Below are 25,437 nucleotides of genomic sequence, written 5' to 3' on the forward strand. Positions count from 1 at the left end.
TGGTCAAACGCCTAGCATGACGCCCAGTCTGTGCCAATTGGGTCCGTACCAATTGGCCGGAGCAGGGTTCACTCTCGACAAATCCCGCCATGCTTGTCAATTTCCAACGTGGCCGCACCCCTGCACAATCGCCTGATCGAGGATTTCACATGACCATGCCCGACGACCGGCTGACGACGCTGGAAATCCGCGCCGCCGAGCAGGAGAAGACCATCGAGGAACTGTCCGGCCAGATCGCCGAGCAGTGGAAGGTGATCGAGCGCATGCAGCGCAAGCTCGACGCGCTGGCCGAGCGCTTCCTGGCGCTGGAGGAACAGGCCGCACCCGACGTGCCGGTGACCAAGCCGCCGCACTGGTGAGGCGGGCCGACAAGACAAAACCGCCGGGCTTTCACCCGGCGGCTCGTCAGTTCAGCAGTACCAGTCGATCAATAACGGCAATCGATCAATACGGGCAGGCATTGTCCGACATGTAGTCGTGCACCTTGATGGTGCCGGCGATGATGTCGGCCTTGGCTTTTTCGACCGCCGCCTTCATTGCATCGTCGACAAGCGCCTTGTTGTTGTCGTCCATGGCGTAGTCGACGCCGCCTTCCTTGAGGCCGAGATCGTTAACGCCGGCCGTGAATTTGCCGTCCTTGGCATCCATGAAGGTGTTGTAGACGGCAACGTCGACGCGCTTGACCATGGAGGTCAGCACCTTGCCGGGCTGCAGGCCGTTCTGGTTGGAATCGACGCCGATGCCGAGCTTGCCGGCGTCGGCCGCTGCCTGCAGCACGCCGACACCGGTGCCGCCTGCCGCCGCGTAGACCACGTCGGCGCCCTGGTCGATCTGCGTCTTGGCGATCTCGCCGCCCTTGGCCGGATCGTTCCAGGCTGCCGGCGTATCGCCGGTCATGTTCTGGATGACGTCGGTGGCGCCGGCCGCCTTTGCGCCGCCGACATAGCCGCAGCCGAACCTGCGGATCAGCGGAATGTCCATGCCGCCGACGAAGCCGACCTTCTTGGTCTTGGAAGCCATCGCCGCCATCACGCCGACGAGGTAGGAGCCTTCCTGCTCCTTATAGACCAGCGAGCGGACATTGGGCTTGTCGACGACCATGTCGATGATGGCGAATTTGGTGTCGGGGAACTCGGTGGCGATCTTGTCAAGCGCGTCAGCCCACGAGAAGCCCGCCATGACGATGGGGTTGCGACCGTCCTCGGCGAAACGGCGTAGCGCCTGCTCGCGCTGGGTGGCGTTGCTGACCTCGAATTCCACATAGGGGATGCCGGTCTCGGTCTTGAACTTTTCAGCGCCGTTGAACGACGCCTCGTTGAACGATTTGTCGAACTTGCCGCCGAGATCATAGAGGATCGCGGGTTGAATGTCCGCGGCGAAGGCCGGAAGAACCATTGCAGCTGCGGCCATAAGGCCGAGAACGATACGTTTCATGTGATCCACACCCCTGTCAGTTATTTGTCCATTATGCACCGCATTCCGGCCCGGTTCTCCGGCAGGCATACGGCGTCGGGCAGGAGTGTCTTCCTCCCGCTTCGGGTCAATCTGGCACGGCCCGAAACAAAATTCACGTGGAATTTTGACCCTTTGGAAAAGCATGGCGCCGCATCGCGGCGCCACAGCATATTCCTTGCGTCAGGGGCATAAAATCAGGCGGAGACGGCGGCCGGAATGGCGCAGGAGACGCCGGTTCCCTGCAGGCCGCAATAGCCGTAGGGGTTCTTCGCCAGATATTGCTGGTGGTCTTCCTCGGCGAAGTAGAATTCCGGCGCCGGCGCGATCTCGGTGGTGATCTTGCCGCGTCCGGCGCCGCGCAGCGAACCCTCGTAGGCGTCGCGCGAGGCGATCGCAGCCTGGTGTTGAGCGTCGTTGAACGTATAGATCGCCGAGCGGTAAGTGGTGCCGACATCATTGCCCTGGCGCATGCCTTGGGTCGGGTCGTGGCTTTCCCAGAACAGCTTCAAGAGCTCGGCATAAGACACGATCTTGGGGTCGTAGACGACGAGCACGACTTCGGCATGGCCGGTGAGCCCCGTGCAGGTTTCCTGATAGGTCGGGTTGGGCGTGACGCCGCCGGCATAGCCGGCCGCCGTGACCCAGACGCCCTCGACTTGCCAGAACAGGCGCTCGGCGCCCCAGAAGCAGCCCAGCCCGAACATCGCCGTTTCCATCCCTTCGGGATAAGGACCCTTGAGCGGCCTGTTCGAGACAAAGTGCTTCGATGCGGTCGGGATCGGCCGGTCGCGGCCGGGCAACGCCTCGGAGGGTTTCGGCAGGTTGAGCTTCTTGTTCAGCATGTCGCTGAGAAACATGTGTGGGTTCCTTTTCTTCTTGGTTGAGCGTCCCCGGTACGGGAACACCGGGTCAGGCTGGAAATGTCAGGTTGCGGCGAACCGCCCGCTGGGGCGCTGCCGCCTGTAACCGATGGCATAAAGAATGAACGCCAGCACCGCGAACACGGCAAAGCCAGGCTGGCTGAGCACCCAGGCGATGGCACCGTCCCACAGCAGCGGGTTGATCTTATCGCGGACGAAGCTTTCGAAGGCGCTGCGCGTATCCGGCGAGACAGCGAGCCAGCTGGTGTTGAGCGGGGTCATCACCAGCGCCGAAGCCGCCACCGAGCGGGTCGCATCGAGCACGGCCATGATGACCGAAACCGAAAGCGCGACCATTGCAGCGAGACGAAAGACGAAGCGGAACATCCGGACCCTTCCTCCCCAGGAGTTTATCAGAATGTCGTGTCGGACTGTTAAATAGGATCTACCCGCTTATTGCACAATCGCGACACGCGAAGTTGACCTGCGGCAGCCGGGTTCGCCGGGACCGGTGGCGCGCCGGGGACGGCAAGCACACCTCCGCCGCTCCTTTCGATAGGCTCCCAACGGGTGCCCCGGCGGCATGGGCTGAGCATCCGTGTCCGGCAAAGCGAATAGACTGCCGTTATGTCTTGGCATTCGGCACCGGATCGACTAGATGAGCCCCGCGCCTGTTGCTTTGACGGCTTAGGTGCGGGGAAAGGGTATCCGCTGGTTGACGGCGCCCGCGGCCGGAATTCCGGCCGGAATCCCCAAGGAGAGGCATCTCCCCAACCCGCACGGCGAAACCGGCCGCGGCGAAAATGCTAAAGGATGGAGAGGTGGCCGAGTGGTTGAAGGCGCACGCCTGGAAAGTGTGTTTACGGGAAACCGTAACGCGGGTTCGAATCCCGCTCTCTCCGCCAGTCAACCCGCAAGCCTTACACTTCCAAGGCTCGTAAAAATCACTGACCAAATCGCACTACCAAAGCTAGGTCCCTTGCGCCTAGGCTTCCCGTTTGCGTTAATCCGGAAAGTTGAGACCTTGGCCGCGGGACTCGTTACATCTGAAAACGGCCGCGGTCTCTTTGGGGGGCGATAGATGTTAAAAGACGAGATTGACGCAGCCAAACACAACGTAAATACTGATACCGTTCAGATGACAATTGGCGAAATCGGAAATATGTACAATAGCAATGAGCTAAACATACTTCCAGATTTTCAACGCTTGTTTAGGTGGACTCCGGAAAAGAAATCAAATTTTATAGAATCGATACTGATCGGAATTCCTATTCCGCCCGCTTTTGTTTACGAAAAGAGTGATGGCACTTGGGAATTGATCGATGGCCTTCAGCGAATTTCCACCGTTCTGGAGTTCATGGGCATTTTGAAGGATCCTGACACCGGTGAGCCCAGAAGATCGCGCCTTCAAAAGACGAAGTACCTACCTTCGCTAGAGAACGTAGTGTGGGAAGCGGGTGGCGGAGCTGTAAACGAAGAAATTTTCGAACGTCCTGATGAAGACCTAGTTGATTTGGGCTCCGTCGAAGCTGAGGAGGCGGTCGAAGAGGCCGGGATTGCCATCGAACAGGCCGCAGTTGCTGTCGAAGAGGCCGCGGTGACCGAAGGAATTGCAGTCATAGTCGCCAATCCAGCCGAGGCACAGCCAGAGAGAGTTTTAGACAAGGCGCTACAACTCTTTTTCCGTCGGCATCGGATGGACTTCCAAATTCTAAAATATCCGAGCGACCAGAAAACTAAGTTCGATCTTTTCCAACGCCTGAATCGAGGCGGTGCGTACGCGAATGAACAAGAGGTCCGGACTTGTGCGATGGTCTTGGCAAACGGAACGTTCACGACCCAAATTCGCGAATTCGCCGCGGCAGATGCATTCCAGAGGATTTTTAAGATATCCTCAGAGCAGAGAAAAAATCAAAAAGACATCGAATACGCAGTGCGCTCGATAGTCCACACCTATGTTGATTTTGAACGTGGCAAAGATGTTCAAGAATTTCTAGACGACGCGATCCTCAAAATAATCACCGAACGCGCGCCGGGAGAGGTGCTAGAAACCGTCTATTGGGCTGTAAACACACTCCACGCCGTACTTGGTGATGACGCGCTAATCCCGCCGAAGGGTAAGCCCGCAGGGATTGCGAACCGTTTTTCCCTTCGAGCCCTTGAAGGGATAGTGGTTGGGCTTGCTCGCAATAGAGCCGCAATCATCGATGCTGGACAGGTCGAGGCTTTCGTAACGGCAAAGGTCGAGGAGTTTTGGAAGCAGCCGGATATTCAGACGATGGCGTCTCCGGGATTGCGCGGGACGGTGCGCCTTCAGCGAACTGTTGCGTTTGGATCACAATGGTTCAACCCAAATGCCGAGCATTGATCGCTTCTTTGATGAGATAGATGGTAACCGATCGCGCCGCGCGAGAGAACTATCAGAAATTGAAACAAAGTTTTCTGACTCAATAAATGCTGATCCAATGGGAATTGGATCAAAGGCTGTCGTGGTATTGACTTACTCCCATTGGGAAGGCTTTTATAATGACTGCGTCAAAACCTATATTGAATTTCTTAAAGAACGAGGTGGTAGAATTCGAGATTCTGATTGGATGATGCTTTCAGGCGCATTTTTGTCAGAGTTTCAGTCCTTGCAAAATAAGAACCATTCGTTTGAGGCACGATCGATATTCATTAATAAGATGAAGGATATAATTGAGTCAGGTTTCGATATCTTTAGCGTTGAGGTTGTTCTGGCGAGATCAAATCTCAATTTCGCGAAACTTAGCGAAAATTATAAGATTCTAGACTTTGACCTTCAGCCCTTTCAAAGGCATCGTATCAAGCTAGATAAAGAATTGGTCCAATGGAGACACCAAGTTGCACACGGCGATCAGCCCGACCTTAGTGCACTCGATATCGGGCAACATATAAATTTGACCTCCAATCTCCTTCTACTGGTTGCGGATAGATTCCAGCAAGGAATTCTCGATCGCTTGCCACCGTGACAGTTTCTCGCGTTTTGGGAGCCAAGCTGGGCAAATGGCGAGGCAGTCCGTTGTGATTCCAATTCTGTGTAGTCCTGCGAAAATTGGACGTCTGCGAGATTTATGATGGCCGAGAAACTCAACCATACCCAGTGCTTCGATCATTTTGGAACTAAGCCGAGAAACGTTCAGTGGAGTTGGTCTGCACGGAATGAGGTAACCAAGACTGTGGTGGTGACGCTGTGGCAACACGAATTCACTTGGGTGGACGGTCAGCCGTCCTACGAACGGTCCTGGCTCGACCCAACAAAGAAGGTTCGTCCAGGGCACAATGAGCTGATGGAGAATTTGCGCTGGGCAATCGACAATTGCGATAGGCGCGTCAGTGTCATCATCGCCATCGCAAAGGACAAGTTAGCGGTAAAAAAATCAATAGCGGAATGCTTCGCAAGCAAGATGGTTTTAAACGTCACCAAGTTGGATGAGGCTAGCGGGGCTTTCCGATTGGAGGCGAGTGTTTGACTTTATGGTGGTCACAGCGACGATTGCATCAGGACGCCACAGCAAATGGCCCGCAACTGAACGGTGTCGACAGATGCCTTCACTGCTCAGTCGCTGCTCCAACGCTGACTGCAGCGTGGACCAGCGATGGACCAACCGCTAGATTGGACAGTCAACCCCCAGATCGGCGAGCAACCCGATCGACCCGCGCTCCTCCAGAAGCGCGGGCTTTTGATAGGCTCAGCGATATCCCGGCGCCGTCTAGCGCGGGACCGCTTGTATTCCCGAGACTGAGCGCTCTGTTTCGGCGGAGAAAACCACGAAGGCAAAGATAAGCACGGCGACAGCGACGATCATTGAGCCGGTGGCCACGATCGGCTCGAGCGCCGGATTTCCCTGCAGCATCAGGTAAAGCGCCGGCAGCATCACGACCAGGCCGAGATTGTAGACGCCATAGTGGATCATCGCGCTCCTGCGGGCAGCCTTCGCCGGGTTCAGCGCATAATAGCCGCCGAATATTGCACTGGTGACCCAGCCCAGCAGGTTGATGTGCGCGTGAGCCGGAAACGCGCCGTGATCGCCTGAAATTGCCATCTGCAGGCCAGCTGCAATTCCCAGAATAAGAAAGATGATGGCTGTCTTGAAAAAGAGTTCCGAAACCTTAGGCATGTCATTCTCCCAAACCCGTTTTGCCGCCGCATCATGTGGTTCCGGCGATCTTGCCAAGGGACCGTCGGGCCTGCGGAGCCATTTATCGCCGGCCTGACAGCCCGTTGGCGGCCGGCCGCCGGGCTTGGCCGGTTGCGAGTCCAGCCAGCAAAAAATATGCACTCACGCTAATTTAATTGCAACATTACCGGCCAGGCTCCATGTCGTTCTCGCTAGCGAAGTGTCCTGCACGATCGTGGTGCCATACGCGCCAAAGGTCTGCCCGTCAGTGTTGCAGCAAGGCCTCGCCAAACTTCTCCCACAGCTGTGCGCAATCTGTTGCTCTGAGGCTGGGGGTTCCGAGTGGGCCATATCTGATGACGGCGGCGTGAACATCATAGCCAACGATAGGTGCATTGGCGACAAAGTGGATAGCCTCGCCCAATCGGCGGGGGCCAATTGGCGCATCGGTTTTGTTGGTGATATCGAAGACACCACGAATATCCGCTTCCTGATTCCTGGCTGCCAACGCAGCCGCCATTACCCTTTCTTGCATCATCGAAATCTCTCCTATCGGTCTAAGTCTAAGAACCGCGGCTTGTGCCGGTCCGGCAGCTGACAACCGGCAAATCGAAGTGCCTTTTGCAGCATCTCGATTGCCTCTTGCTGCGAGCCACTCCGCCCGCTCCCGCGGCAAGCCGATAAGGCAACTGCCAGCGAAATCCGCAGGCACGTCCACGGTCGCATCAAACACGGCCCACGTGCCAGTCGGCTCCTGAACGGGCAAAAACCTCATAACAGCGCCTGCTAATATACTATGCCGACTGTGAGGACGAGACTTTTTCCTGCATCAACTAAACGAATGAGAGCTGGTGTCGAAGTGCCGGGCGACGCTCGTCGAAAACAAATCGTCGGCGACATCGCCTGGATCGAAGGGGGGCCTGAGCAGCGATCCGGCCGCATTCGGGGCTCGCCGATAGGGACAAGCACAAGACGCAGCGCCGGCACGCCTCGTCAGATGTTACTTTCTGCCCTGCGGATAGATCGTCTCGCCGCGCTTCAGCATCTCCACGAACGCCGCGATCTTCCTCTTGCGTCCGGCTTCGGTTTTCATGTTGTGGATGCGGAAGGCGAGTGCGAAGCGGTTTTGCCCGCTGAGCTTTGCCAGCATCTCTTTCGCCCTGGGCTCGGCGTCTATTGCCGCCTGGAGGTCGTCGGGGATCTTCATCTCCTTGCCGCTCTTGTAGGCGCGCGCCCAGCGGCCATCGGCCTTGGCCGCATCGACCTGCCTCAGCCCGTGCTCGGTCATCCGGCCCTCCTCGATCAGCCGGGCGACATTGTCGACATTGATCTGGCTCCAGGTGCTCTTCTTGCCGCGCGGGGTGTAGCGCTGCAGGTAGCTTTTGCCGTCCAAGGCCTTGCGCACCGCATCGATCCAGCCCCAGCACAACGCCACGTCGATGGCTTGCTTCGGAGTGATCGACGGCAGTCCCGAATCGAGCTTATGGATCTTGATCCAGACTTCGTCCTCGCTGTCGTGATGCTCGCCAAGCCAGGCATGGAAGCTTTCGGCATCCCTGAACTCGCGCACCTTGGCGGGGTCGACCTTGACGGGCGCCATCAGCCGGTCCGCCCATGACGCGAGCGCGTAACGACGCCAAACCGCTTGCCGGCCGCGCGCGCGCTCATCTCAGCTCCGAGTCCGCAATCCGCAGGCCTGGTGATTCTCGCCGGCACGCATTCAGCCCGCACGATTGGGCGTTCCGAGGACATGGGATTTCGGCGGCAGCATGACGTTGTCGAATGTCTGCGTGAACATCGCCGCCGCAAAGAAAGCGACGGCGCGCAGGGTTTCGGTGCCGGTGTTGACGAGGTCGTGCCTGACCGGCGTCGGAAGTACCAGGACGCTGCCGGGCCCGACCGGGTGGGTGGTGCCGCCCTCGATGTGCAGCTCGCCGGTGCCGGCGATGATGTATTGCGTCTCTTCGGTGGCGTCGCTGTGCCAGCCGAGCCGCTTGCCGGGCTCGATCTCGTAGACAATGACCGAGGACTGGGTGGTGCCGTGCCCGCCGTAAACCGCGAAAGCGCCGGCCCATTTGACAGACGGATCGTCCTCTGCCCAAACCAGCGAACGTTCGAGCCTGTCGGATGCGACGACTGCTGTCATGGCTTCGTTCCTCTCAGCGAATTGCGAACACGAATCTAGATGATTTTTCTGGTCTGCGTCAGCAAAACTGGCTGCTGACCGTTCCCTCGCCCATAGCGCGTGACGATTTGTCGGGCCGCGATCCGACCTATTCTACTCTCGGGCCGGATCACTGAGCCGATTCCCCAATGCAACCAAGCCTTTACCTTTGAGCCAGTTTTAAGTTGCCCCTGCGTTGCGTTCGTGGTCCGGTACAACCAGGGCGCTCAATGCGGCATTCGGCAACGGTCGCCCCACCGACCGTCAAGGCAACACACCGTCGAGCCAACACAGGAGATAGCAATGGGCATTTTCGACAGTATCAAAGGTGCGATTTTCGGAAACGCGGTTGCGGCCGAAGCGCCGCCGGCGCAACCGTCTCCCGCGCCTGCTTCGAGCACGGCCACCCAGCCGACGGCGCCTACCCGATCCGCCCCGGCTGCAACCCCGGCTCCGGCCGCGCCGGCCGCGCCGTCCTCTGCCCCGGACATCGCTGCCATTCTCGACAAGGCGGTGGCCGCGAAGGGGCAGAAACTCAACTGGAAGAATTCGATCGTCGACCTGATGAAGGCTCTGAATATCGACAGCAGCCTCGGCGCCCGCAAGGAGCTTGCCCACGAGCTGAACTACACCGGCGATATGAACGACACTGTAACGATGAATCTGTGGCTGCACGACGCACTGATGAAAAAGCTGGCCGAGAATGGCGGCAAGCTTCCGAGCGACCTGGCCGCCTAGAGTCACAAGACAAGCAATTCCAGGAAAACGTGTGAACGGTTTTCCGTCCGGAATTGCGTCAAACAAAAAGACAGACCGGTTCGGCGTTTCCGTGAAACGACGAACCGTCCCGGTCCTGCCCGCACCGTGGTTCTTGCTGCGCTGGCTTCGGCCGCAACCGAGCAGACCACACTGCCAAGCATCAGACTGCCAGTAAATAAAATTGAGACCGATCCCGGCCGCCGGGATTGGGTCTATGGCGAAGTCGCATGGCACAAAAGCGCTGCCGCCTCGCGCCCGGATTGCCTCCCGCAAAACCGACGATTTCGGTCGCTGCCCACGCGCTGGTAGGACCACCATTTCGCTGGCGAAACGCGACGTTCGGCGTATCATTCTCCCGGGAGAGGGTTCATGGTGGGAGGAAGCCAATGAACGTGGTGCAGCGGGTGACCGTCGCCGACTTGACGGCCCAAGAGCTTGTTTCATCTGCGCTTTCACGGTTCGGTGCCGGCGACACCATATCGACGAGGGCGATGCTGGACATCGTTCGCAGGACGGCCCCGGCCTGCGGCAACAGTGACGACGATCTGGTCGAGCTTATCGTCATGACGGCCGTTGGTAGGACCATGGGCGTCGTGTTCGACCATCGCTCCCATTAGCAATCCGGAACGAATACCAGGCTGCGCCCAGGAGCAGTGGCGGGCGGTTGGCAGCGCCGCCAAAGAGGCCAGCCTGTTTGTGCGCGAAGGCCGGCCTGACGCCAAGCCCCTGCTTTGAGCAAACCGCCGCGCATGCCCGGTCATGCCCGAGGGCAGGCAACTGGGCGACACGCTCGAAGGAACTCGCTGAAATCTTGCCCGTTATGCTCTCGTCGAGATGAGGAGAGCTGCCATGGCCGACGACAAAACCAAGACCGACAGTCGCGACCGCTCACGAATGGCGGGCGGCGAAGACTACGAGGTACGTCACTTCGCCGAGGAAGCGGGCATCACCCCGGATCAGGCACGCACGCTGATCAAGCGCCACGGCACCGACCGCAAGGTGCTGAACGAAATCGCCGAAAGCATAAGAGCGTCGTAATGGCTGACAAGAAAACCGCAATGGCCGACCGCAAGACGCGCGATCCGGACGAAAAGGAGGCTCTGCGCCTGGCCGAAACCACCGACGTTTCGCCGAAGCAGGCGAAGGATCTGATGCGCAAGCACGGCAAGGACAGCCCGAAGGTCGAGAAGGAAGCCAAGAACTTCAAGGCCGAGGGCTGAGCCGCCGAGCCGGTTGGACGCGCGGCACAGGGTTGTGGCCGCAATCCTGCAGCTTATCGGTTTTCTAACAAATTCGGCCTATCCCTTCCGCTATCGCGGCTCAGGGATGCCATATGCGCGGGATATCTGGTGAGGCGAGGCCGTCGATAGACGACATACGGCATGTGAGGCTGATGTTTTGCCTGCTGGCGGCGGTCGTGATGGCGGCGGCGCTCCTCGCCTTTGCCACCTCCCTCCTGCAGGATCCTGATAGCTGGTGGCACATCAAGATCGGCATGGATATGCTGGCAAGCCGCACATTCCCCACCGTCGACATCTATTCCTATACTTTTGCCGGCCAGCCATGGATCGCCAAGGAATGGCTTAGCCAGGTTCTCCTTGCAATTGCCTTTGAAGCCGGCGGCTGGAACGGCGTGGTGCTGCTGGCGACTGCAATAATCGCGCTGACGGTCTTTTTGACGTCGTGGTATCTCAGCGCGTGGTTGAAGCCGACGCTGGCGATAGGACTGACGCTGGTTCTCGCGCTCTTGATCGGGCCAGTCTATGTCGCCCGGCCGCACATCTTTACCTTGCCCATCATCGTCGTCTGGACCGCCGGTCTTTTCCAGGCCGCACGCAACGAGAAAGCACCGCCCTTATGGCTGCTGGCGCTGCTTTGCCTGTGGGCCAATCTCCATGCCACCTTCACCTTCGGTTTCGTCATCGCCGCCTTCGCCGGCCTCGATCTCGTCACGCGCACACGCTTGTCGAACCCCTGGCTGCTGGCCAAGTGGATCGTTTTCGGGCTGCTTTGCCCGCTGGTCAGCCTGCTCAATCCCTATGGCGTCAAGGCCATACTCGCCACATTCACCGTGGCCTATGGCAATGAGGCGGTGCCTTACATTGCGGAGTGGCAACCCTTCGACGCCTCGCGGCACACCCTCCAGGAGGTGGCCCTGCTGGTGGCGTTTTTCGGGCTGCTCGTGTCGAGATTGCGCATTGGCTGGGCCAAGGCGCTGTTCCTTGTCTTCACGTTGCACGTCTATCTCACCCACATACGGTTCATGTACCTGTTCTTTCTTCTCGTGCCGGTGGTCCTTGCCGTCGAGGTCGCGCAACAATATCCAGCGCTTTCAGCCGAGAAATGGGCGGCGGAAAAGCGTGACGGACTTGAACAATTTTTCGCACGGCAATTTTCCAGGATTTGTGCTGGACTTGCCGTTTTGCTGGTTTTGGCGGCTGCCGCCTTCACGACCTATCCGGTCGCGCCGAGCCAGAAGACCTCGGCGAGGGACGCACTGGCCTTTGCCCAAACCCATAATCTGTCGGGCAATCTGCTGAACTCCTACGATTTCGGCGGCACGCTGATTTTCCACGGCATCAGGACGTTTATCGACGGCCGCGCGGATCAGCTCTTCCTGAATGGCTTTACGGAAACGGATGAGCAGACGGGGCACAGCCGGGGCAAGCCGATCCTGAAAGCCCAACTCGACAAATATACGATAGGCTGGGCATTGTTGACCGCCGACGACAGCCGCATTCCGTTCTTCGACGAACTGGGCTGGAAGCGGGCGTATGCGGACGATTACGCGGTGATCTACACCCGCGCGGACTGAGCCCCGGCAGCTTCGCGCGCCGGTGCGCACTTCCCCCCCTGAAGCTTCGGCCAGCGCCGAGGCGGCGAAATCCTTATGGGATTTTGATTTCTTTGCTCCGCGTCCCGTCTCGAACCTTTATGGCACTTTGATCCATATTCACAGGAGCGGTGTATCCAGCCGCCGATATGATGCGGCGACGGGTTTGGATAGTTTGTTAAAGTAAACAAACAAATACAACATAAGGAAAACGCGCGGTGGACATAGTTGTTGTCGCGATTGGAATCGCGTTCTTTGCTCTATGCTTCGGCTACATCAAAGCTTGCGACAAGCTGTAAGTTTAGGGGATCGCAACATGCTTTTAGACTATATCCTCGGCGGCGCCGTGACCTTGTTTCTTCTCGCCTACCTGACATACGCCCTCGTTCGCCCGGAACGCTTCTGATCTCCGCTGGCAAGGAGCCAACCCCATGACAATCAACGGATGGCTGCAGATCCTCGTCTATTGCGGGATCGTCGTTCTGCTGGCCAAGCCGCTCGGCGGCTACATGCATCGCGTTTTCAGCGGCGAGCGCACATTCCTGTCGTCAATTCTGGCCCCGCTCGAGCGCGGGCTCTACCGCATATCAGGGACCAGCGAGCGCGAGGAGCAGCACTGGACCTCCTATGCGGCGGCCCTGCTGTTCTTTAACCTGGCCGGCTTCCTGGTGCTCTATTCGCTGCAACGGCTGCAAGGCGGCCTGCCCTACAATCCGGCCGGCATGACCGCCGTCGAACCTGGGCTGGCCTTCAACACCGCCGCCAGCTTCATGACCAACACCAACTGGCAGAACTACGGCGGCGAAAGCACGATGTCCTATCTCGTGCAGATGGCCGGCTTGACCGTGCAGAATTTTCTGTCGGCGGCGACCGGGATCGCCATTGCGGTCGCACTGATCCGCGGCTTTGCCAGGGCCTCAGGCAAATCGATCGGCAATTTCTGGGTCGATATGACCCGCGGCACGCTCTACCTGCTTTTGCCCTTTTGCATCGTGTTGACTCTGGTCTATGTCTATCTCGGCATGCCGCAGACGCTCGCTGCCTACGTCAACGCGACGACGCTCGAAGGCGCGCAACAGACTATCGCGGTCGGGCCGGTCGCTTCCCAGGTTGCCGTCAAGATGCTCGGCACCAATGGCGGCGGTTTCTTCAACGCCAATGCAGCGCATCCCTTCGAAAATCCCGATGCAATCTCCAACCTGATCCAGATGGTGACGATCTTCGCCCTCGGCGCGGCGTTGACCAATGTCTTCGGCCGCATGGTAGGCAACCAGCGCCAGGGCTGGGCAATTCTGTCGGCTATGGGCGTGCTGTTCATCGCCGGCGTTGCCGTCTGCTACTGGGCGGAAGCCGCCGGCAATCCGCTCGTCCATGCGCTGGGCGTCGACGGCGGCAACATGGAGGGCAAGGAGAGCCGCTTCGGCATCGCCCTGTCGGCACTGTTTGCCGTCATCACCACGGCCGCATCCTGCGGCGCGGTCAACGCCATGCATGACAGCTTCACCGCACTCGGCGGCATGATCCCCATCATCAACATGCAGCTCGGCGAGGTCATTGTCGGCGGCGTCGGCGCCGGCTTCTACGGTATCCTGATGTTCATCGTCATTGCCGTTTTCGTCGCCGGGCTGATGGTCGGACGCACGCCCGAATATCTCGGCAAGAAGATCGAGGCCAAGGAGGTCAAGATGGCTATGCTGGCCGTGCTCTGCCTGCCGCTTGCAATGCTGATCTTCACCGCTATCGCGGTGGTGCTGCCGACCGGCGTTGCTTCCATCGCCAATGCCGGCCCGCACGGCTTCTCCGAGGTTCTCTATGCCTACACCTCGGCCGCGGCGAACAATGGCTCCGCCTTTGGCGGCCTCAGCGGCAACACGCCCTGGTACAACGTAACGCTCGGCATCGGCATGCTGATGGGCCGGTTCCTGGTCATTATTCCGGCGTTGGCGATTGCTGGCTCGCTGGTTGCGAAGAAGACCGTCCCTGCCTCCGCCGGCACCTTCCCGACCGACGGTCCGCTGTTCGTCGGGCTGCTGGCCGGTGTCATCCTGATCGTCGGCGGCCTGACCTTCTTCCCGGCCCTGGCGGTCGGACCGATCGTCGAGCACCTGGCGATGATTCACGGTCAGACATTCTGAAACGACGATGCCCTGGTTCGAGATCATGCCTCGAAAGGTCCGGCATCGCCCCGAGCCGGAGGGGGAGAAAACGCCTCCTCCTTTCCCGACGCTGTCCACATTCCTCGCTATTGCGGCAGCCTTGATCATGATCTGGCTGCTGGCTTACGGGCCGCCGCACCTTCGTTCGGCACACGATCGACCGGTCAACAACATCGACACTGGAGCTACCAAATGAGCCCGTCGAAATCCGTGAGCATCATGGATACCCGCATTCTGTGGCCCGCTATCGGCGATTCCTTCAGAAAACTGAACCCGCGCACCTTGATGCGAAACCCGGTAATGTTTGTCGTCGCCGTCGTCTCGGCGCTCACCACCGTGCTGTTCGTCAAGGATCTCGTTACCAGCGGCGGCGATCTTGGCTTCACGCTGCAGATCATCATCTGGCTGTGGTTCACCGTGCTCTTCGCCAATTTCGCCGAAGCGGTGGCCGAAGGCCGCGGCAAGGCGCAAGCTGACTCGCTGCGTCGGGCGCGAACCGAGACGCAGGCCAAGCTGTTGAACGGTGGCGACCGCAGCAAGTTCAAACTGGTGCCCGGCACCAGCCTGAAGGTCGGCGACATCGTGCTTGTCGAAGCCGGCGACATCATCCCCTCGGACGGCGAGGTGGTCGAAGGCGTGGCGTCGGTCAACGAGGCGGCCATCACCGGCGAATCCGCACCGGTCATCCGCGAATCCGGAGGCGATCGTTCGGCGGTGACCGGCGGCACGCAGGTCTTGTCCGACTGGATCCGCGTGCGCATCACCGCGGCTGCCGGTCATACGTTCCTCGACCGCATGATCTCGCTGGTCGAGGGCGCCGAGCGCCAGAAGACACCCAACGAGATCGCGCTCAACATCCTGCTCGTCGGCATGACGCTGATCTTCGTGCTGGCGACGGCGACGATCCCGAGCTTCGCCTCGTATTCGGGCGGCTATATCTCGGTGACCGTGCTGGTCGCCCTGTTCGTTACCCTGATTCCGACCACAATTGGCGCCCTGCTGTCGGCTATCGGCATTGCCGGCATGGACCGCCTGGTGCGCTTCAACGTGCTCGCCATGTCGGGCCGCGCCGTCGAGGCGGCCGGCGATGTCGACACGCTGCTGCTCGACAAGACCGGAACCATCACGCTGGGCAACCGTCAGGCGACGGCATTTCGTCCGGTCAAGGGCGTCACCGAACAGGAACTGGCCGACGCGGCTCAGCTTGCCTCGCTTGCCGACGAAACGCCGGAAGGCCGCTCGATCGTCGTCCTGGCGAAGGAAAAATACGCCATCCGCGCCCGCGACATGGCAAGTCTGCATGCGACTTTCGTGCCCTTCACCGCGCAAACCCGCATGAGCGGTGTCGATCTGGAAGGCTCCTCGGTCCGCAAGGGCGCAGTCGATGCGGTACTTGCCCACGTCAACCTCTCGACCGTTGCCACAGGCAGTACGCGCCCCGGCAGCGACACCGTCCGCGACCTTCAGGCGATCGCCGACGAGATCGCCAAATCGGGTGGCACTCCACTCGCGGTAGAGCGCGACGGGCGCCTGCTCGGCGTCGTCCATCTGAAGGACATCGTCAAGGGCGGCATCGCAGAACGCTTTGCCGAATTGCGCCGCATAGGCATCCGCACGGTGATGATCACCGGCGATAATCCGATGACCGCGGCGGCGATCGCGGCGGAAGCCGGCGTCGACGACTTCCTTGCCCAGGCGACGCCCGAGGACAAGTTGAAGCTGATCCGCGACGAGCAGGCCAAAGGCAAACTGGTCGCGATGTGCGGCGATGGCACCAACGATGCGCCGGCCCTTGCGCAGGCCGATGTCGGCGTTGCCATGAACACCGGCACGGTCGCGGCGCGCGAGGCCGGCAACATGGTCGATCTCGACAGCGATCCGACCAAGCTGATCGAGATCGTCGAAATCGGCAAGGCGCTCCTGATGACGCGTGGCTCGCTGACCACCTTCTCCATCGCCAACGACGTGGCCAAGTATTTTGCCATCATCCCGGCAATATTCGCCGTCTTCTACATCGCCCCGGGCCAGACCGCCGGGCCGCTGCAAGCGCTCAATGTCATGCATCTGGCGACGCCGCAGAGCGCTATCCTCTCGGCCATCATCTTCAACGCGCTGATCATCATTGCGCTGATCCCGCTGTCGCTGAGGGGCGTCAAATACCGCGCGGTCGGCGCCGGTGCGCTGCTCAGCCGCAATCTCATTGTCTATGGCCTTGGCGGCGTCGTAGTGCCCTTCGTCGGCATCAAGATGATCGACATGGCCATCACCGCTCTCGGTCTCGCCTAAGGAACCACGTCGATGCTCAATCAAATCAGGCCCGCGATCGTCATGATCGTCTTCTTCACCATTCTGACGGGTTTGGTCTATCCGATCGGCATGACCGGCATTGCCCAGGCGCTGTTTTCGCGCCAGGCCAATGGCAGCCTGATCGAGAAGGACGGCAAGCTCGTCGGTTCCGAGCTGATCGGCCAGGCTTTCGAAAGCGACCGCTACTTCCATGGCCGCCCGTCGGCTGCCGGCGACGGCTACAATGCCGCCGCCTCGGGCGGCTCGAATCTCGGCCCGACCAACCCGAAGCTCATCGACAGGATCAAGAGCGACGCCGAAAAGCTGAGAGCCGAAAACCCGAGCCAGCCGGTACCGATGAATCTGGTCACCACGTCCGGCAGCGGCCTCGATCCGCATATCAGCCCCGATGCGGCCTATTTTCAGGTTGCCAGGGTGGCCAAGGCCAGGGGCGTCGATGAATCCAGGATCAAATCGCTTGTCGACAGCCATGTCGAAGATCGCGAATTGGGATTCATCGGCGAGGCGGTGGTCAATGTGCTGGCCCTCAACCTTGCGCTGGACGATGCGATGAAACAGTGAAGGACCGGCGCCGGGATCGACACCGAAGCCGGCGCCGTTCATGATTGACCCTTATGCCAGACGACAGCCGCACCGCCGAAACCAGGCCCTCTCCCGACGCGCTGCTCGAGCATGCCGAGCGGGAGGAGCGCGGTCGCCTGAGGATATTTCTCGGCGCCGCCCCCGGTGTCGGCAAGACCTACGAGATGCTGATGTCGGGCCGCGCCAGGCTGGCCGACGGGGTCGACGTGGTGATCGGCATCGTCGAGACGCACGGCCGCAAGGAAACCCAGACGCTGGTCGAAGGCTACGAGGTCATTCCTCGCCTTGAGATCGATTACAAGGGGCGGATCCTTGAGGAGATGAATCTCGACGCCATCCTCGCCCGGCACCCGGCCCTAGTTCTGGTCGACGAACTCGCCCACACCAACGTCGCCGGCAGCCGTCACCCCAAGCGCTATCTCGACGTCCAGGAAATCCTGACGCACGGCATCGATGTCTACACGACGCTGAATATCCAGCACGTCGAGAGCCTGAACGATGTCGTGGCGCAGATCACCCGCGTCAGGGTGCGGGAAACTGTCCCCGACTCCATAATCGACCAGGCCGACGACATCGAGATCATCGACCTCACCCCCGACGATCTGATCAAGCGGCTTGAGGAAGGCAAGGTCTACATCCCCAGCACCGCCCAGCGCGCCATCGAGAACTATTTCTCGCCGGGCAATCTGACGGCGCTCCGGGAATTGGCGCTCCGCCGCACTGCCCAGCGGGTCGACGAGCAGTTGCTGACCCACATGCAGGCCCACGCGATACCCGGGCCTTGGGCGGCGGGGGAAAGGGTTCTCGTCTGCGTCGATGCGCGTCCGGGCGGGGCGGCCCGTGTACGCTATGCGCGGAGGTTGGCCGACCGGCTCCGCGCCCCTTGGACGGCGCTTCATGTCGATACCCCTCATTCAGCGGCCATGCCCGAGGAGGACAAGGATCGGCTGGCGACGCAGCTGCGCCTTGCCGAGCAGCTCGGTGCCGAGGTGACGACCATTCCGGGTCAGAACGTCGCGCAAGACATCGTTCGGCATGCGACGGCGAACAACTTCACCCATATCGTGATCGGCAGGCCGACCCGATCGCGCTGGCGGGAATTGATCGAAGGCTCGCTCACTTACGATCTCATCCGCAATGCCGGCGACATCAGCGTCCATGTCATTTCGGGAAACGAACGCAACGCCGAGGCGACGTCGAGGACCGTCAAGGCGGCGGACGAGCAGTGGCAGTTCGAGATCTGGCCCTATCTCAGGGCCACGGCCTATGTTGTTGGCTCGCTCGCCTTCGCCGTTCTTCTCGACCAGTTTCTCGACGTCCGCAATCTGGCGATCATCTTTCTCATTGGGGTCCTGACGTCGGCGGTGACCGGCGGTCTCTGGCCGGCTTTGTATGCCTGCCTCATCAGCGCCATTGCCTTCAACTATTTCTTCCTGGAACCACGCTACACGCTGACGATCGAGGATCCGGAGAGCATCGTTGCGCTGGCTGTCTTCCTGGTTGTTGCGGTCATTGCCAGCAATCTAACAGCGCGCGTGCAGCGTCAGGCGGTCGCTGCGCGCTCGCGGGCACGCGCCACAGAAGATATTTATCTCTTCTCAAAGAAGCTCGCCGGCGCTGGGACGCTTGATGACGTTCTCTGGGCGACTGCCTTCCAGATCGCCTCGATGCTGAAGCTGCGCGTGGTGCTGCTTCTGCCGGAGAACGGCACAATTGCGGTCAAAGCCGGCTACCCACCCGACGACACGCTGGCCGAGGCCGACATCGCAGCAGCCCGCTGGGCCTGGGAGCATAACCGCGCCGCCGGGCGCGGCGCCGACACGCTGCCCGGAGCAAAGCGCCTCTATCTGCCCTTGCGGACCGGACGCACGGCGGTGGGCGTTGTCGGCCTCGACAACGACAAGCAAGGTCCGCTGCTGACACCCGAGCAGCAGCGTCTGCTCGATGCGCTCGCCGACCAGGCGGCGGTCGCCATCGAGCGCATCCAGCTCGTCGCCGATGTTGACCGGGCCAAGCTCGCGGCCGAGGCAGACCGTCTGCGCTCGGCCTTGCTCACCTCCATTTCCCACGATTTGAAGACGCCACTTGCCGCCATCATGGGCGCGGCCGGAACACTCAGGGACTTCGAGGCCGCACTTCCCGAGCAGGACCGGACGGAACTGCTGTCGACCGTGCTCGATGAAGCGGAGAGGCTTAACCGCTTCATTGCCAATCTGCTCGATATGACCAAGATCGAATCCGGCACGATGGAGCCGAACTATGCGTTTCACTATCTCGGCGACATTGTCGGTTCAGCTCTGTATCGGGCCCGCAAAATCGTCGGCGAGCATAAGACCGAGATCGACATTCCATCGGATCTGCCGATGTTGCGGGTCGACCCCGTTCTGTTCGAACAGGTGCTGTTCAACCTCCTCGACAATGCTGCAAAATACGCGCCGCCAGGTTCGACGATCCGCCTGCAAGCCTGGGCCGACAACGGCTTCGTCATCCTGCAGATCATGGATGAGGGACCAGGCATTCCGCCAGCGGATCTAGAGCGCGTTTTCGACACTTTCTACCGTGTGCGCAAGGGTGACCAGGTGCGTGCCGGCACGGGGCTCGGCCTGTCGATTTGCCGCGGCTTCATCGAAGCGATGGGCGGGACGCTCTCGGCGGCAAACAGGTCCGACCGCTCGGGGGCGGTTTTCACCATCAGGATGCAACTGGTGCCGGCGGAACTGCCCAACCTCGGCGAACCCGATGCGGGCCATCAAAATATGGACGATCTGGCATGACGAGCCTGGACGTCAGGATATTGGTGGTCGACGATGAACCGCCGATCCGGAAACTGCTTCGCGTCGGGCTTGGCAGCCAAGGCTACGCGATCAGCGAGGCGCCGAACGCCAGGGCGGCGATTGAACTCATCGAGACGGAAAAGCCGGACCTTGTCCTGCTCGATCTCGGCCTCCCCGGCATGAGCGGCCATGATTTGCTGCGCAAATGGCGGGATGATGGCCTGGACATTCCCGTGGTTATTCTTTCCAGCCGCACTGATGAGGCCGGCATCGTGTCCGCCCTCGAACTCGGCGCCGACGACTATGTCACCAAGCCGTTCGGTATGAACGAGCTTGTCGCACGCATCCGCGTAGCGCTTCGCCACAAGTTTCAGCAGCAGGGTGAGAGACCGGTGTTCCAAACCGGCGACCTCTCCGTCGATCTGGTGAAGCGCGTCGTCAAGGTCGAGGACAAGGAGATAAAGCTCTCGCCGAAGGAATACGACATTCTTCGCACCTTGGTGCAGCACGCCGGCAAGGTTCTCACCCACCAGTTCCTGCTGAAGCAGGTCTGGGGCGATTCCACCGACGTTCAATATCTCAGAGTCTATGTCCGGCAACTCAGGCTAAAGATTGAGAAGACGCCCGACCAGCCCCGCTATATCACGACCGAGACCGGCGTCGGATACCGGCTGCGCGAAGTCGATTGACGCGAGGAGCATCCGAAGCCGAAATGCCTCTTCCAATCCGCTTCAAATCAGCGGCGGCCATGGTGTCGTCGGACAAAAGCCCTATATTAAGGAAAGATCGGTTTTGTGCGGGAATGAATGGATGTCACGGCTTCGTCTATTGACGTTTTTAGGGTCGGCAATGCTGACCGCGGCGATGCTGTCGGGCGTAAATCCTGCTGCATCGGCACAGGTCGTCAGTCCCGCCGACCGCAACGTGTTGATCCAGCAAGACCAGTTGCAGATGTTGGAGAACAGGCTGCGGCGGCAGCAATACCAGCAGCAGCAACAGCAGTACCGTGCCCAGGATCGCCAAATCCCAACACCGCAACGGCAGGAGGTGCCGCAGATGAGGCCAACTTGCCAGTTGCTGCCGTCGGGGAGCGGCTTTGTCAGCACCTGCCGCTGACGACCGGCCCTTCCATTTATTTAGCCGACTTATATATTGTGGAAACCGCTCCGCTTGCGCCCCATTGAAAGCGGCCGACTTTGCAACGCTGCCCTTGCCGTTTGGGCACCGCCTCGACTGGATTATCGAATGGCAGCCAGCAAGAAGAAGGTCGTACGCAAGGCAAGGGAGGGCGACCGGATTCGCCAGGTCGCGGCGATTCCGTTTCGGCTGAACGAGCATGGCGAAGTCGAGGTGATGCTGGTCACATCGCGAACGACAAGGCGCTTTATTGTGCCGAAGGGCTGGCCGATGAAGGGCAAGAGCGGCCGCAAGGCGGCCACCATCGAAGCACAGGAAGAAGCCGGCGTTCTCGGCAAGACACTGAAACAGCCGGCCGGCACCTATTGCTACTGGAAGCGGCTGGCGAACCGCTTCGTCCGTGTCGACGTCGTCGTCTATTTGCTGGAGGTAACCGAGGAACTTGCCGACTGGCAGGAATCCAAGAGGCGTCAGCGTGCGTGGCTGGCACCAGCCGACGCGGCGTTGCTCATCGACGAGCCGGATCTTTCGACGCTGGTGAGGAACATCAGGATTGCCGAGCTGGAGCATAATCCCAAAAAGCAGGGTCCGGCGTTCGGAAAAGATCCCGCTCAATAGAAGATGGAGGCCTGCCCCGACTGTGTCGGGATGGAATTGGTTCCAGCGCCCGCCGCCGCCGTCTCTTGAACCGATGCCTCACTGACTGCCATCGTCTTCCTCGGGCAGAGGCCGCGCCGGCGTGCCGGTATAGGCCCACAGCCATTCGCGCGGCAGCGGCCCCTTGTTGCGGTCGCTTTCCTGCGACTGTTCCCACGCATGTGCGAGGATGCCGACCGAGCGCGACAGCACGAAAAGGCCGCGCGTCAGCGGCGGCGGAAAGCCGAGCTCGCCGTAGATGACGGCCGTGGCGCCGTCGATATTGAGCGGGATTTTTTTGCCCTTGCGCCGCGCCACCTCGGCCTCGATCGCCTCGGCGATATCGGCGAAGCGCCCGCTGACGATGCCGCGCGCGGCAAAGTCGCGGGTTAGCTCGATGAGGCGGGGCGCCCGCGGGTCGACCGGATGGAAACGATGGCCGAGCCCGGGCACATAACCGTTTTCCCCGGCAAGGAAACGATCGAGCCGCGCCGACACGGCGTCCGCAAGCGGCATGCCGGCGTCCAGTTCGGCAGCGATGTCTCCGTAGAAGGAAAGCGCCTGTTCGCCGGCGCCGCCATGCACATCGCCAAGCACGTTGACGGCTGATGCCATGGCGCTGTTGATGCCGACGCCGCAGGTGATCGCCATACGGGCGATGGCGATCGACGGCGCCTGCGGCCCATGGTCGACGGCAGCACCCAGCGCGATGCCAAGCAGCGCCGCCTGCTCCTCGCTTGGCGTTTCGCCGCGCAGCATGAGCCAGATCATTGCCGGAAAGCTGACGCGACCGATCAGATCCTGGATTTCATAGCCGCGCAGCCGGATGACGCCGGGGCGCATCTCGATGATGCCGGTCTGCCACCATTCCTCGCCGCGCGCGCGACCAGTCTTGTTTTGCGTTCCGCTCATGCCTTCGCTCTTTTCTTGGCGCGTGGCGGCAGGTCGGCAAAAACCTCGTCCATATGCTCGCCCAGCCCCGGCGGCGGCCTGCTCGGCAAAGGTGCCTTGCCATCGACCATGAAGCCGCCGCGCACCACGGTCAGCGGCTTGTCCATTCCGGACACAGCCTGGAAGCGCGCCGTCATGCCGCGCTCGATCACCTGTTGCTCCTGCAGTATCTGCGGGATTGTCAGCACCCGGCCTGCCGGCACGCCGGCGCGATTGAACGTCTCCTCCCAGGCGGCGGCCGAGCCGCTCGCCAAGGCATCCTCGATCAGCGCTTTCAATGCAATGCGGTTCTGCTTGCGCGTTTCTCGCTCGGCAAAGCGGACATCCGAGGCCAGCTCCGGCCGGCCGATCAATCGGCACAGCGCGATGAACTGCTCCTGCTTGTTGGCTGCGATGTTGAGCAAGCCGTCGCCGGTGCGAAACGCGCCAGACGGTGCGGCCGTCATGTTTTCATTGCCCATCGGCTGCGGCTCGACGTCCGCCGTCAGATAGTTCGACACCGGCCAGCCGAGCGCAGAAAGCGTGCATTCGAGCATCGACACGTCCAGGAACGCGCCCTCGCCTGTCGTCTTCTGCTTGACCAATGCGGCGGTAATGGCGAACGCCCCGACCAGCCCGCCAAGCGTATCGGCAACCGGATAGCCGACACGCAGCGGCGCCGTTTCCGGTGTACCGGTGATGCTCATAATCCCGGAAAGACCCTGGATGATCTGGTCGTAGGCTGGATTGTCGCGCATCGGCCCGGTCTGGCCGAAGCCCGATATCGCACAATAGACAAGGCTTGGCCGGACCTCCTTCAGCCTGGCATGGCCAAGCCCCAGCCGGTCCATTACGCCGGGGCGGAAATTCTCGACCAGCGCGTCGGCCGAAGCGACCAGATCGAGGAAGCGTTCGCGGCCGGCCTCCTGCTTGAGATCGAGCGCCACCGAGCGTTTGCCGGCATTCTGCGCCAGGAACGAAGCGCCCATGCCCGCCCGGTTGAGCTCCGGCGAGGCGCCGAGCTGGCGCGCCAGATCACCGCCTTGCGGCGTCTCGACCTTGATGACGTCGGCCCCGAGCAACGCCAGCTGGTAGGCGCAATAGGGGCCGGCCAGCACATTGGTCAGGTCAAGGATGCGGATGCCGGAAAGCAGGTCTGTCATGACGTCACGAACAGCTCAGGCATCGCCCGGCACGTGCTCCGGTCCACGCATGCGTCTGTGCTCGATGTAGGCCCAGATATGCGGTCCAACCAGCCCGATGAAGGCCAGCGTCAGCAGCGTCAGCGACAGCGGATGCTTGTAGAACACCGTCCAATCGCCGTTGGAGATGGTCATCGCGCGGCGGAACTGCGTTTCGGCAAGCGGCCCGAGAATCATGCCGATGATGACGGGCGCGGTCGGGAAATCGAAACGCCGCATCAGAAAGCCGGCGGCACCGAGCAGATAGAGGATGACGAGGTCGATCGGCGATTGCGAGATGCCGTAAGTGCCAACCGTGGCGAACACCAGGATGCCGGCATAGAGTTGCGGGGCCGGGATCTTCAGCAATCGCACCCAGAGCCCGATCAGCGGCAGGTTGAGGACGACGAGGATGAAATTGGCGATGAACAGGCTGGCGATCAGCCCCCACACCAGGTCGGCCTGTGTCGTCAGCAGCAGCGGCCCCGGATTGATACCGTAGCTCTGGAACGCCGACAGCATGATCGCGGCCGTCGCCGAGGTCGGCAGGCCGAGCGTCAGCATCGGCACCAGCACGCCGGCCGCGGATGCATTGTTGGCGGCCTCCGGCCCGGCAACGCCCTCGATGGCGCCGACGGTGCCGAACTCCTCCTTGTGTCTGGAGAGTTTCTTCTCGATCGCATAGGACAGGAAGGTCGGGATTTCGGCGCCGCCGGCCGGCATGGCGCCTATCGGGAAGCCGATCAGGGCGCCGCGCAGCCATGGCCTCCACGAGCGCGACCATTCGGCCGCGGTCATATAGAGCGACCCTTTCAACGGCACGATATCGTCCTTACCGGCATAACGGCGCGAGGCCATGTAAAGCGTCTCGCCAACGGCGAACAGGCCAACGGCGACGACGATGACGTCGACGCCGTCGAGCAATTCGCTCGTGCCGAAGGTGAAGCGCGGCTGCCCCGTCTGCAGGTCGACGCCTATCATGCCGACGACGAAGCCGACGAACAGGCTGGTCAGGCCGCGCACCGACGACGAGCCGAGCACTGCCGAAACCGTGATGAAGGCCAGCACCATCAGCGAGAAATATTCGGCCGGGCCGAAGGCCAGCGCGAATTTGACGACGATCGGCGCCAGGAAGGCAACGCCGATGGTGCCCAGCGTGCCGGCGACGAAGGAGCCGATCGCCGAGGTCGCCAGGGCCGCACCGCCGCGGCCGGAGCGGGCCATCCGGTTGCCTTCCAGCGCGGTGACGATGGTGGCGCTTTCGCCAGGCGTGTTGAGCAGGATCGATGTCGTCGAGCCGCCATACATGGCGCCGTAGTAGATGCCGGCAAACAGGATGAAGGACGCCTCCGGCGCCACCTGATAGGTGATCGGCAACAGCAGCGCGATGGTCAGTGCCGGCCCGAGGCCGGGCAGCACGCCGATCGCAGTCCCCAGCGTGGTGCCGACCAGGCACCATATGAGATTGATCGGCGAGAAGGCGACCGAAAATCCGTGCGCGAGATGGCCGAGCGTTTCCATGGC

At 60.9% G+C, this 25,437-nt stretch carries 28 protein-coding genes and 1 tRNA gene; 19 read left to right on the plus strand and 10 right to left on the minus strand.

All coding sequences use genetic code 11. From position 1 onward, the window contains the following. Positions 1–149 precede the first annotated feature (149 nt). Positions 150–359 carry a SlyX family protein gene (locus NKI47_RS05705; RefSeq protein WP_031194007.1) on the plus strand — a complete coding sequence of 70 codons (210 nt, stop codon included), beginning with the start codon at positions 150–152 and terminating at the stop codon, positions 357–359. Between the two features lie 85 nt (positions 360–444). Here the strand turns inward: NKI47_RS05705 and NKI47_RS05710 are convergent, their stop codons facing one another. The 3 genes from NKI47_RS05710 to NKI47_RS05720 form a co-directional block, all read right to left on the minus strand. Then, positions 445–1,434 carry a BMP family lipoprotein gene (locus NKI47_RS05710; RefSeq protein WP_023675310.1) on the minus strand — a complete coding sequence of 330 codons (990 nt, stop codon included), beginning with the start codon at positions 1,432–1,434 and terminating at the stop codon, positions 445–447. Between the two features lie 215 nt (positions 1,435–1,649). Next, positions 1,650–2,312: a peptide-methionine (S)-S-oxide reductase MsrA gene (gene msrA / locus NKI47_RS05715; protein ID WP_023675309.1), complete on the minus strand. Its 663-nt coding sequence runs from the start codon at positions 2,310–2,312 to the stop codon at positions 1,650–1,652. A gap of 66 nt (positions 2,313–2,378) precedes the next feature. After that, positions 2,379–2,702: a hypothetical protein gene (locus NKI47_RS05720; protein ID WP_023675308.1), complete on the minus strand. Its 324-nt coding sequence runs from the start codon at positions 2,700–2,702 to the stop codon at positions 2,379–2,381. A 428-nt stretch (positions 2,703–3,130) separates the two neighbouring features. Here NKI47_RS05720 and NKI47_RS05725 point away from each other — a divergent pair. The 4 genes from NKI47_RS05725 to NKI47_RS05740 all read left to right on the plus strand — a co-directional run bounded on the left by NKI47_RS05725 (position 3,131) and on the right by NKI47_RS05740 (position 5,806). Then, positions 3,131–3,220, plus strand: a tRNA-Ser gene (locus tag NKI47_RS05725). Positions 3,221–3,396: 176 nt separating this feature from the next. Then, complete coding sequence (locus tag NKI47_RS05730; protein ID WP_352588281.1) at positions 3,397–4,683, plus strand: DUF262 domain-containing protein; 1,287 nt, start codon at positions 3,397–3,399, stop codon at positions 4,681–4,683. Further along, positions 4,670–5,305 (plus strand): MAE_28990/MAE_18760 family HEPN-like nuclease, encoded by a 636-nt coding sequence (locus NKI47_RS05735; RefSeq protein WP_352588283.1) that lies wholly within the window; start codon positions 4,670–4,672, stop codon positions 5,303–5,305. Before NKI47_RS05730 ends, NKI47_RS05735 begins: the two co-directional genes overlap by 14 nt. A 105-nt stretch (positions 5,306–5,410) precedes the next feature. Beyond that, positions 5,411–5,806 carry a hypothetical protein gene (locus NKI47_RS05740; protein WP_352588287.1) on the plus strand — a complete coding sequence of 132 codons (396 nt, stop codon included), beginning with the start codon at positions 5,411–5,413 and terminating at the stop codon, positions 5,804–5,806. Between the two features lie 240 nt (positions 5,807–6,046). Here the strand turns inward: NKI47_RS05740 and NKI47_RS05745 are convergent, their stop codons facing one another. The 4 genes from NKI47_RS05745 to NKI47_RS05760 all read right to left on the minus strand — a co-directional run bounded on the left by NKI47_RS05745 (position 6,047) and on the right by NKI47_RS05760 (position 8,600). Further along, positions 6,047–6,454 (minus strand): hypothetical protein, encoded by a 408-nt coding sequence (locus NKI47_RS05745; RefSeq protein WP_023675307.1) that lies wholly within the window; start codon positions 6,452–6,454, stop codon positions 6,047–6,049. A 265-nt stretch (positions 6,455–6,719) separates the two neighbouring features. Further along, on the minus strand, positions 6,720–6,992 hold the full coding sequence (locus NKI47_RS05750; protein WP_031211351.1) for a hypothetical protein: 273 nt from the start codon (positions 6,990–6,992) through the stop codon (positions 6,720–6,722). Positions 6,993–7,454: 462 nt separating this feature from the next. Beyond that, the gene (locus NKI47_RS05755) at positions 7,455–8,054 is read right to left on the minus strand and encodes a YdeI/OmpD-associated family protein (RefSeq protein ID WP_352588290.1); all 600 of its coding nucleotides are present in this window, start codon (positions 8,052–8,054) and stop codon (positions 7,455–7,457) included. A 120-nt stretch (positions 8,055–8,174) separates the two neighbouring features. Beyond that, a complete protein-coding gene (locus NKI47_RS05760; protein ID WP_352465923.1) occupies positions 8,175–8,600 on the minus strand; it encodes a cupin domain-containing protein in 426 nt (141 codons plus the stop codon). Between the two features lie 321 nt (positions 8,601–8,921). Between NKI47_RS05760 and NKI47_RS05765 the strand changes: the two genes are divergently transcribed. The 14 genes from NKI47_RS05765 (at position 8,922) to NKI47_RS05830 (ending at position 21,784) form a co-directional block, all read left to right on the plus strand. Beyond that, the gene (locus tag NKI47_RS05765) at positions 8,922–9,356 is read left to right on the plus strand and encodes a DUF3597 domain-containing protein (protein WP_023675304.1); all 435 of its coding nucleotides are present in this window, start codon (positions 8,922–8,924) and stop codon (positions 9,354–9,356) included. Positions 9,357–9,763: 407 nt separating this feature from the next. After that, positions 9,764–9,994: a hypothetical protein gene (locus tag NKI47_RS05770; RefSeq protein ID WP_023675303.1), complete on the plus strand. Its 231-nt coding sequence runs from the start codon at positions 9,764–9,766 to the stop codon at positions 9,992–9,994. Positions 9,995–10,226: 232 nt separating this feature from the next. Further along, entirely contained in the window at positions 10,227–10,415 is a 189-nt protein-coding gene (locus tag NKI47_RS05775; protein ID WP_023675302.1) for a DUF3606 domain-containing protein, read from the plus strand. Continuing rightward, on the plus strand, positions 10,415–10,597 hold the full coding sequence (locus NKI47_RS05780) for a hypothetical protein (protein ID WP_254816845.1): 183 nt from the start codon (positions 10,415–10,417) through the stop codon (positions 10,595–10,597). Before NKI47_RS05775 ends, NKI47_RS05780 begins: the two co-directional genes overlap by 1 nt. Positions 10,598–10,710: 113 nt before the next feature. Further along, positions 10,711–12,192, plus strand: a complete 1,482-nt coding sequence (locus NKI47_RS05785) for a hypothetical protein (RefSeq protein WP_352588293.1) — start codon at positions 10,711–10,713, stop codon at positions 12,190–12,192. Positions 12,193–12,526: 334 nt separating this feature from the next. Continuing rightward, positions 12,527–12,616: a K(+)-transporting ATPase subunit F gene (locus tag NKI47_RS05790; protein ID WP_352588296.1), complete on the plus strand. Its 90-nt coding sequence runs from the start codon at positions 12,527–12,529 to the stop codon at positions 12,614–12,616. A 25-nt stretch (positions 12,617–12,641) separates the two neighbouring features. After that, entirely contained in the window at positions 12,642–14,345 is a 1,704-nt protein-coding gene (kdpA, locus tag NKI47_RS05795) for a potassium-transporting ATPase subunit KdpA (RefSeq protein ID WP_352588299.1), read from the plus strand. 7 nt (positions 14,346–14,352) lie between these two features. Further along, positions 14,353–14,562 (plus strand): hypothetical protein, encoded by a 210-nt coding sequence (locus NKI47_RS05800; RefSeq protein WP_352588302.1) that lies wholly within the window; start codon positions 14,353–14,355, stop codon positions 14,560–14,562. After that, complete coding sequence (gene kdpB / locus NKI47_RS05805; protein ID WP_352588305.1) at positions 14,559–16,652, plus strand: potassium-transporting ATPase subunit KdpB; 2,094 nt, start codon at positions 14,559–14,561, stop codon at positions 16,650–16,652. Before NKI47_RS05800 ends, kdpB begins: the two co-directional genes overlap by 4 nt. A 12-nt stretch (positions 16,653–16,664) precedes the next feature. Next, the gene (gene kdpC, locus NKI47_RS05810; RefSeq protein ID WP_023675296.1) at positions 16,665–17,234 is read left to right on the plus strand and encodes a potassium-transporting ATPase subunit KdpC; all 570 of its coding nucleotides are present in this window, start codon (positions 16,665–16,667) and stop codon (positions 17,232–17,234) included. 53 nt (positions 17,235–17,287) lie between these two features. Beyond that, on the plus strand, positions 17,288–20,029 hold the full coding sequence (locus NKI47_RS05815; protein WP_352588308.1) for a DUF4118 domain-containing protein: 2,742 nt from the start codon (positions 17,288–17,290) through the stop codon (positions 20,027–20,029). Further along, on the plus strand, positions 20,026–20,718 hold the full coding sequence (locus NKI47_RS05820) for a response regulator transcription factor (protein WP_023675295.1): 693 nt from the start codon (positions 20,026–20,028) through the stop codon (positions 20,716–20,718). Before NKI47_RS05815 ends, NKI47_RS05820 begins: the two co-directional genes overlap by 4 nt. Positions 20,719–20,839: 121 nt before the next feature. Beyond that, a complete protein-coding gene (locus NKI47_RS05825; RefSeq protein ID WP_023675294.1) occupies positions 20,840–21,145 on the plus strand; it encodes a hypothetical protein in 306 nt (101 codons plus the stop codon). Positions 21,146–21,274: 129 nt separating this feature from the next. Further along, entirely contained in the window at positions 21,275–21,784 is a 510-nt protein-coding gene (locus tag NKI47_RS05830) for an NUDIX hydrolase (protein WP_352465927.1), read from the plus strand. Positions 21,785–21,862: 78 nt separating this feature from the next. Here the strand turns inward: NKI47_RS05830 and NKI47_RS05835 are convergent, their stop codons facing one another. The 3 genes from NKI47_RS05835 to NKI47_RS05845 are packed head-to-tail and all read right to left on the minus strand — an operon-like array spanning position 21,863 to position 25,434. Beyond that, positions 21,863–22,714 carry a citryl-CoA lyase gene (locus tag NKI47_RS05835; protein ID WP_352465928.1) on the minus strand — a complete coding sequence of 284 codons (852 nt, stop codon included), beginning with the start codon at positions 22,712–22,714 and terminating at the stop codon, positions 21,863–21,865. After that, positions 22,711–23,895, minus strand: a complete 1,185-nt coding sequence (locus tag NKI47_RS05840) for a CaiB/BaiF CoA transferase family protein (RefSeq protein ID WP_352465929.1) — start codon at positions 23,893–23,895, stop codon at positions 22,711–22,713. Before NKI47_RS05840 ends, NKI47_RS05835 begins: the two co-directional genes overlap by 4 nt. A 15-nt stretch (positions 23,896–23,910) precedes the next feature. Beyond that, complete coding sequence (locus NKI47_RS05845; protein ID WP_352568211.1) at positions 23,911–25,434, minus strand: tripartite tricarboxylate transporter permease; 1,524 nt, start codon at positions 25,432–25,434, stop codon at positions 23,911–23,913. Positions 25,435–25,437 lie beyond the last annotated feature (3 nt).

The sequence above is a fragment of the Mesorhizobium sp. M0633 genome, from assembly GCF_040320645.1.
Classification (GTDB): domain Bacteria; phylum Pseudomonadota; class Alphaproteobacteria; order Rhizobiales; family Rhizobiaceae; genus Mesorhizobium.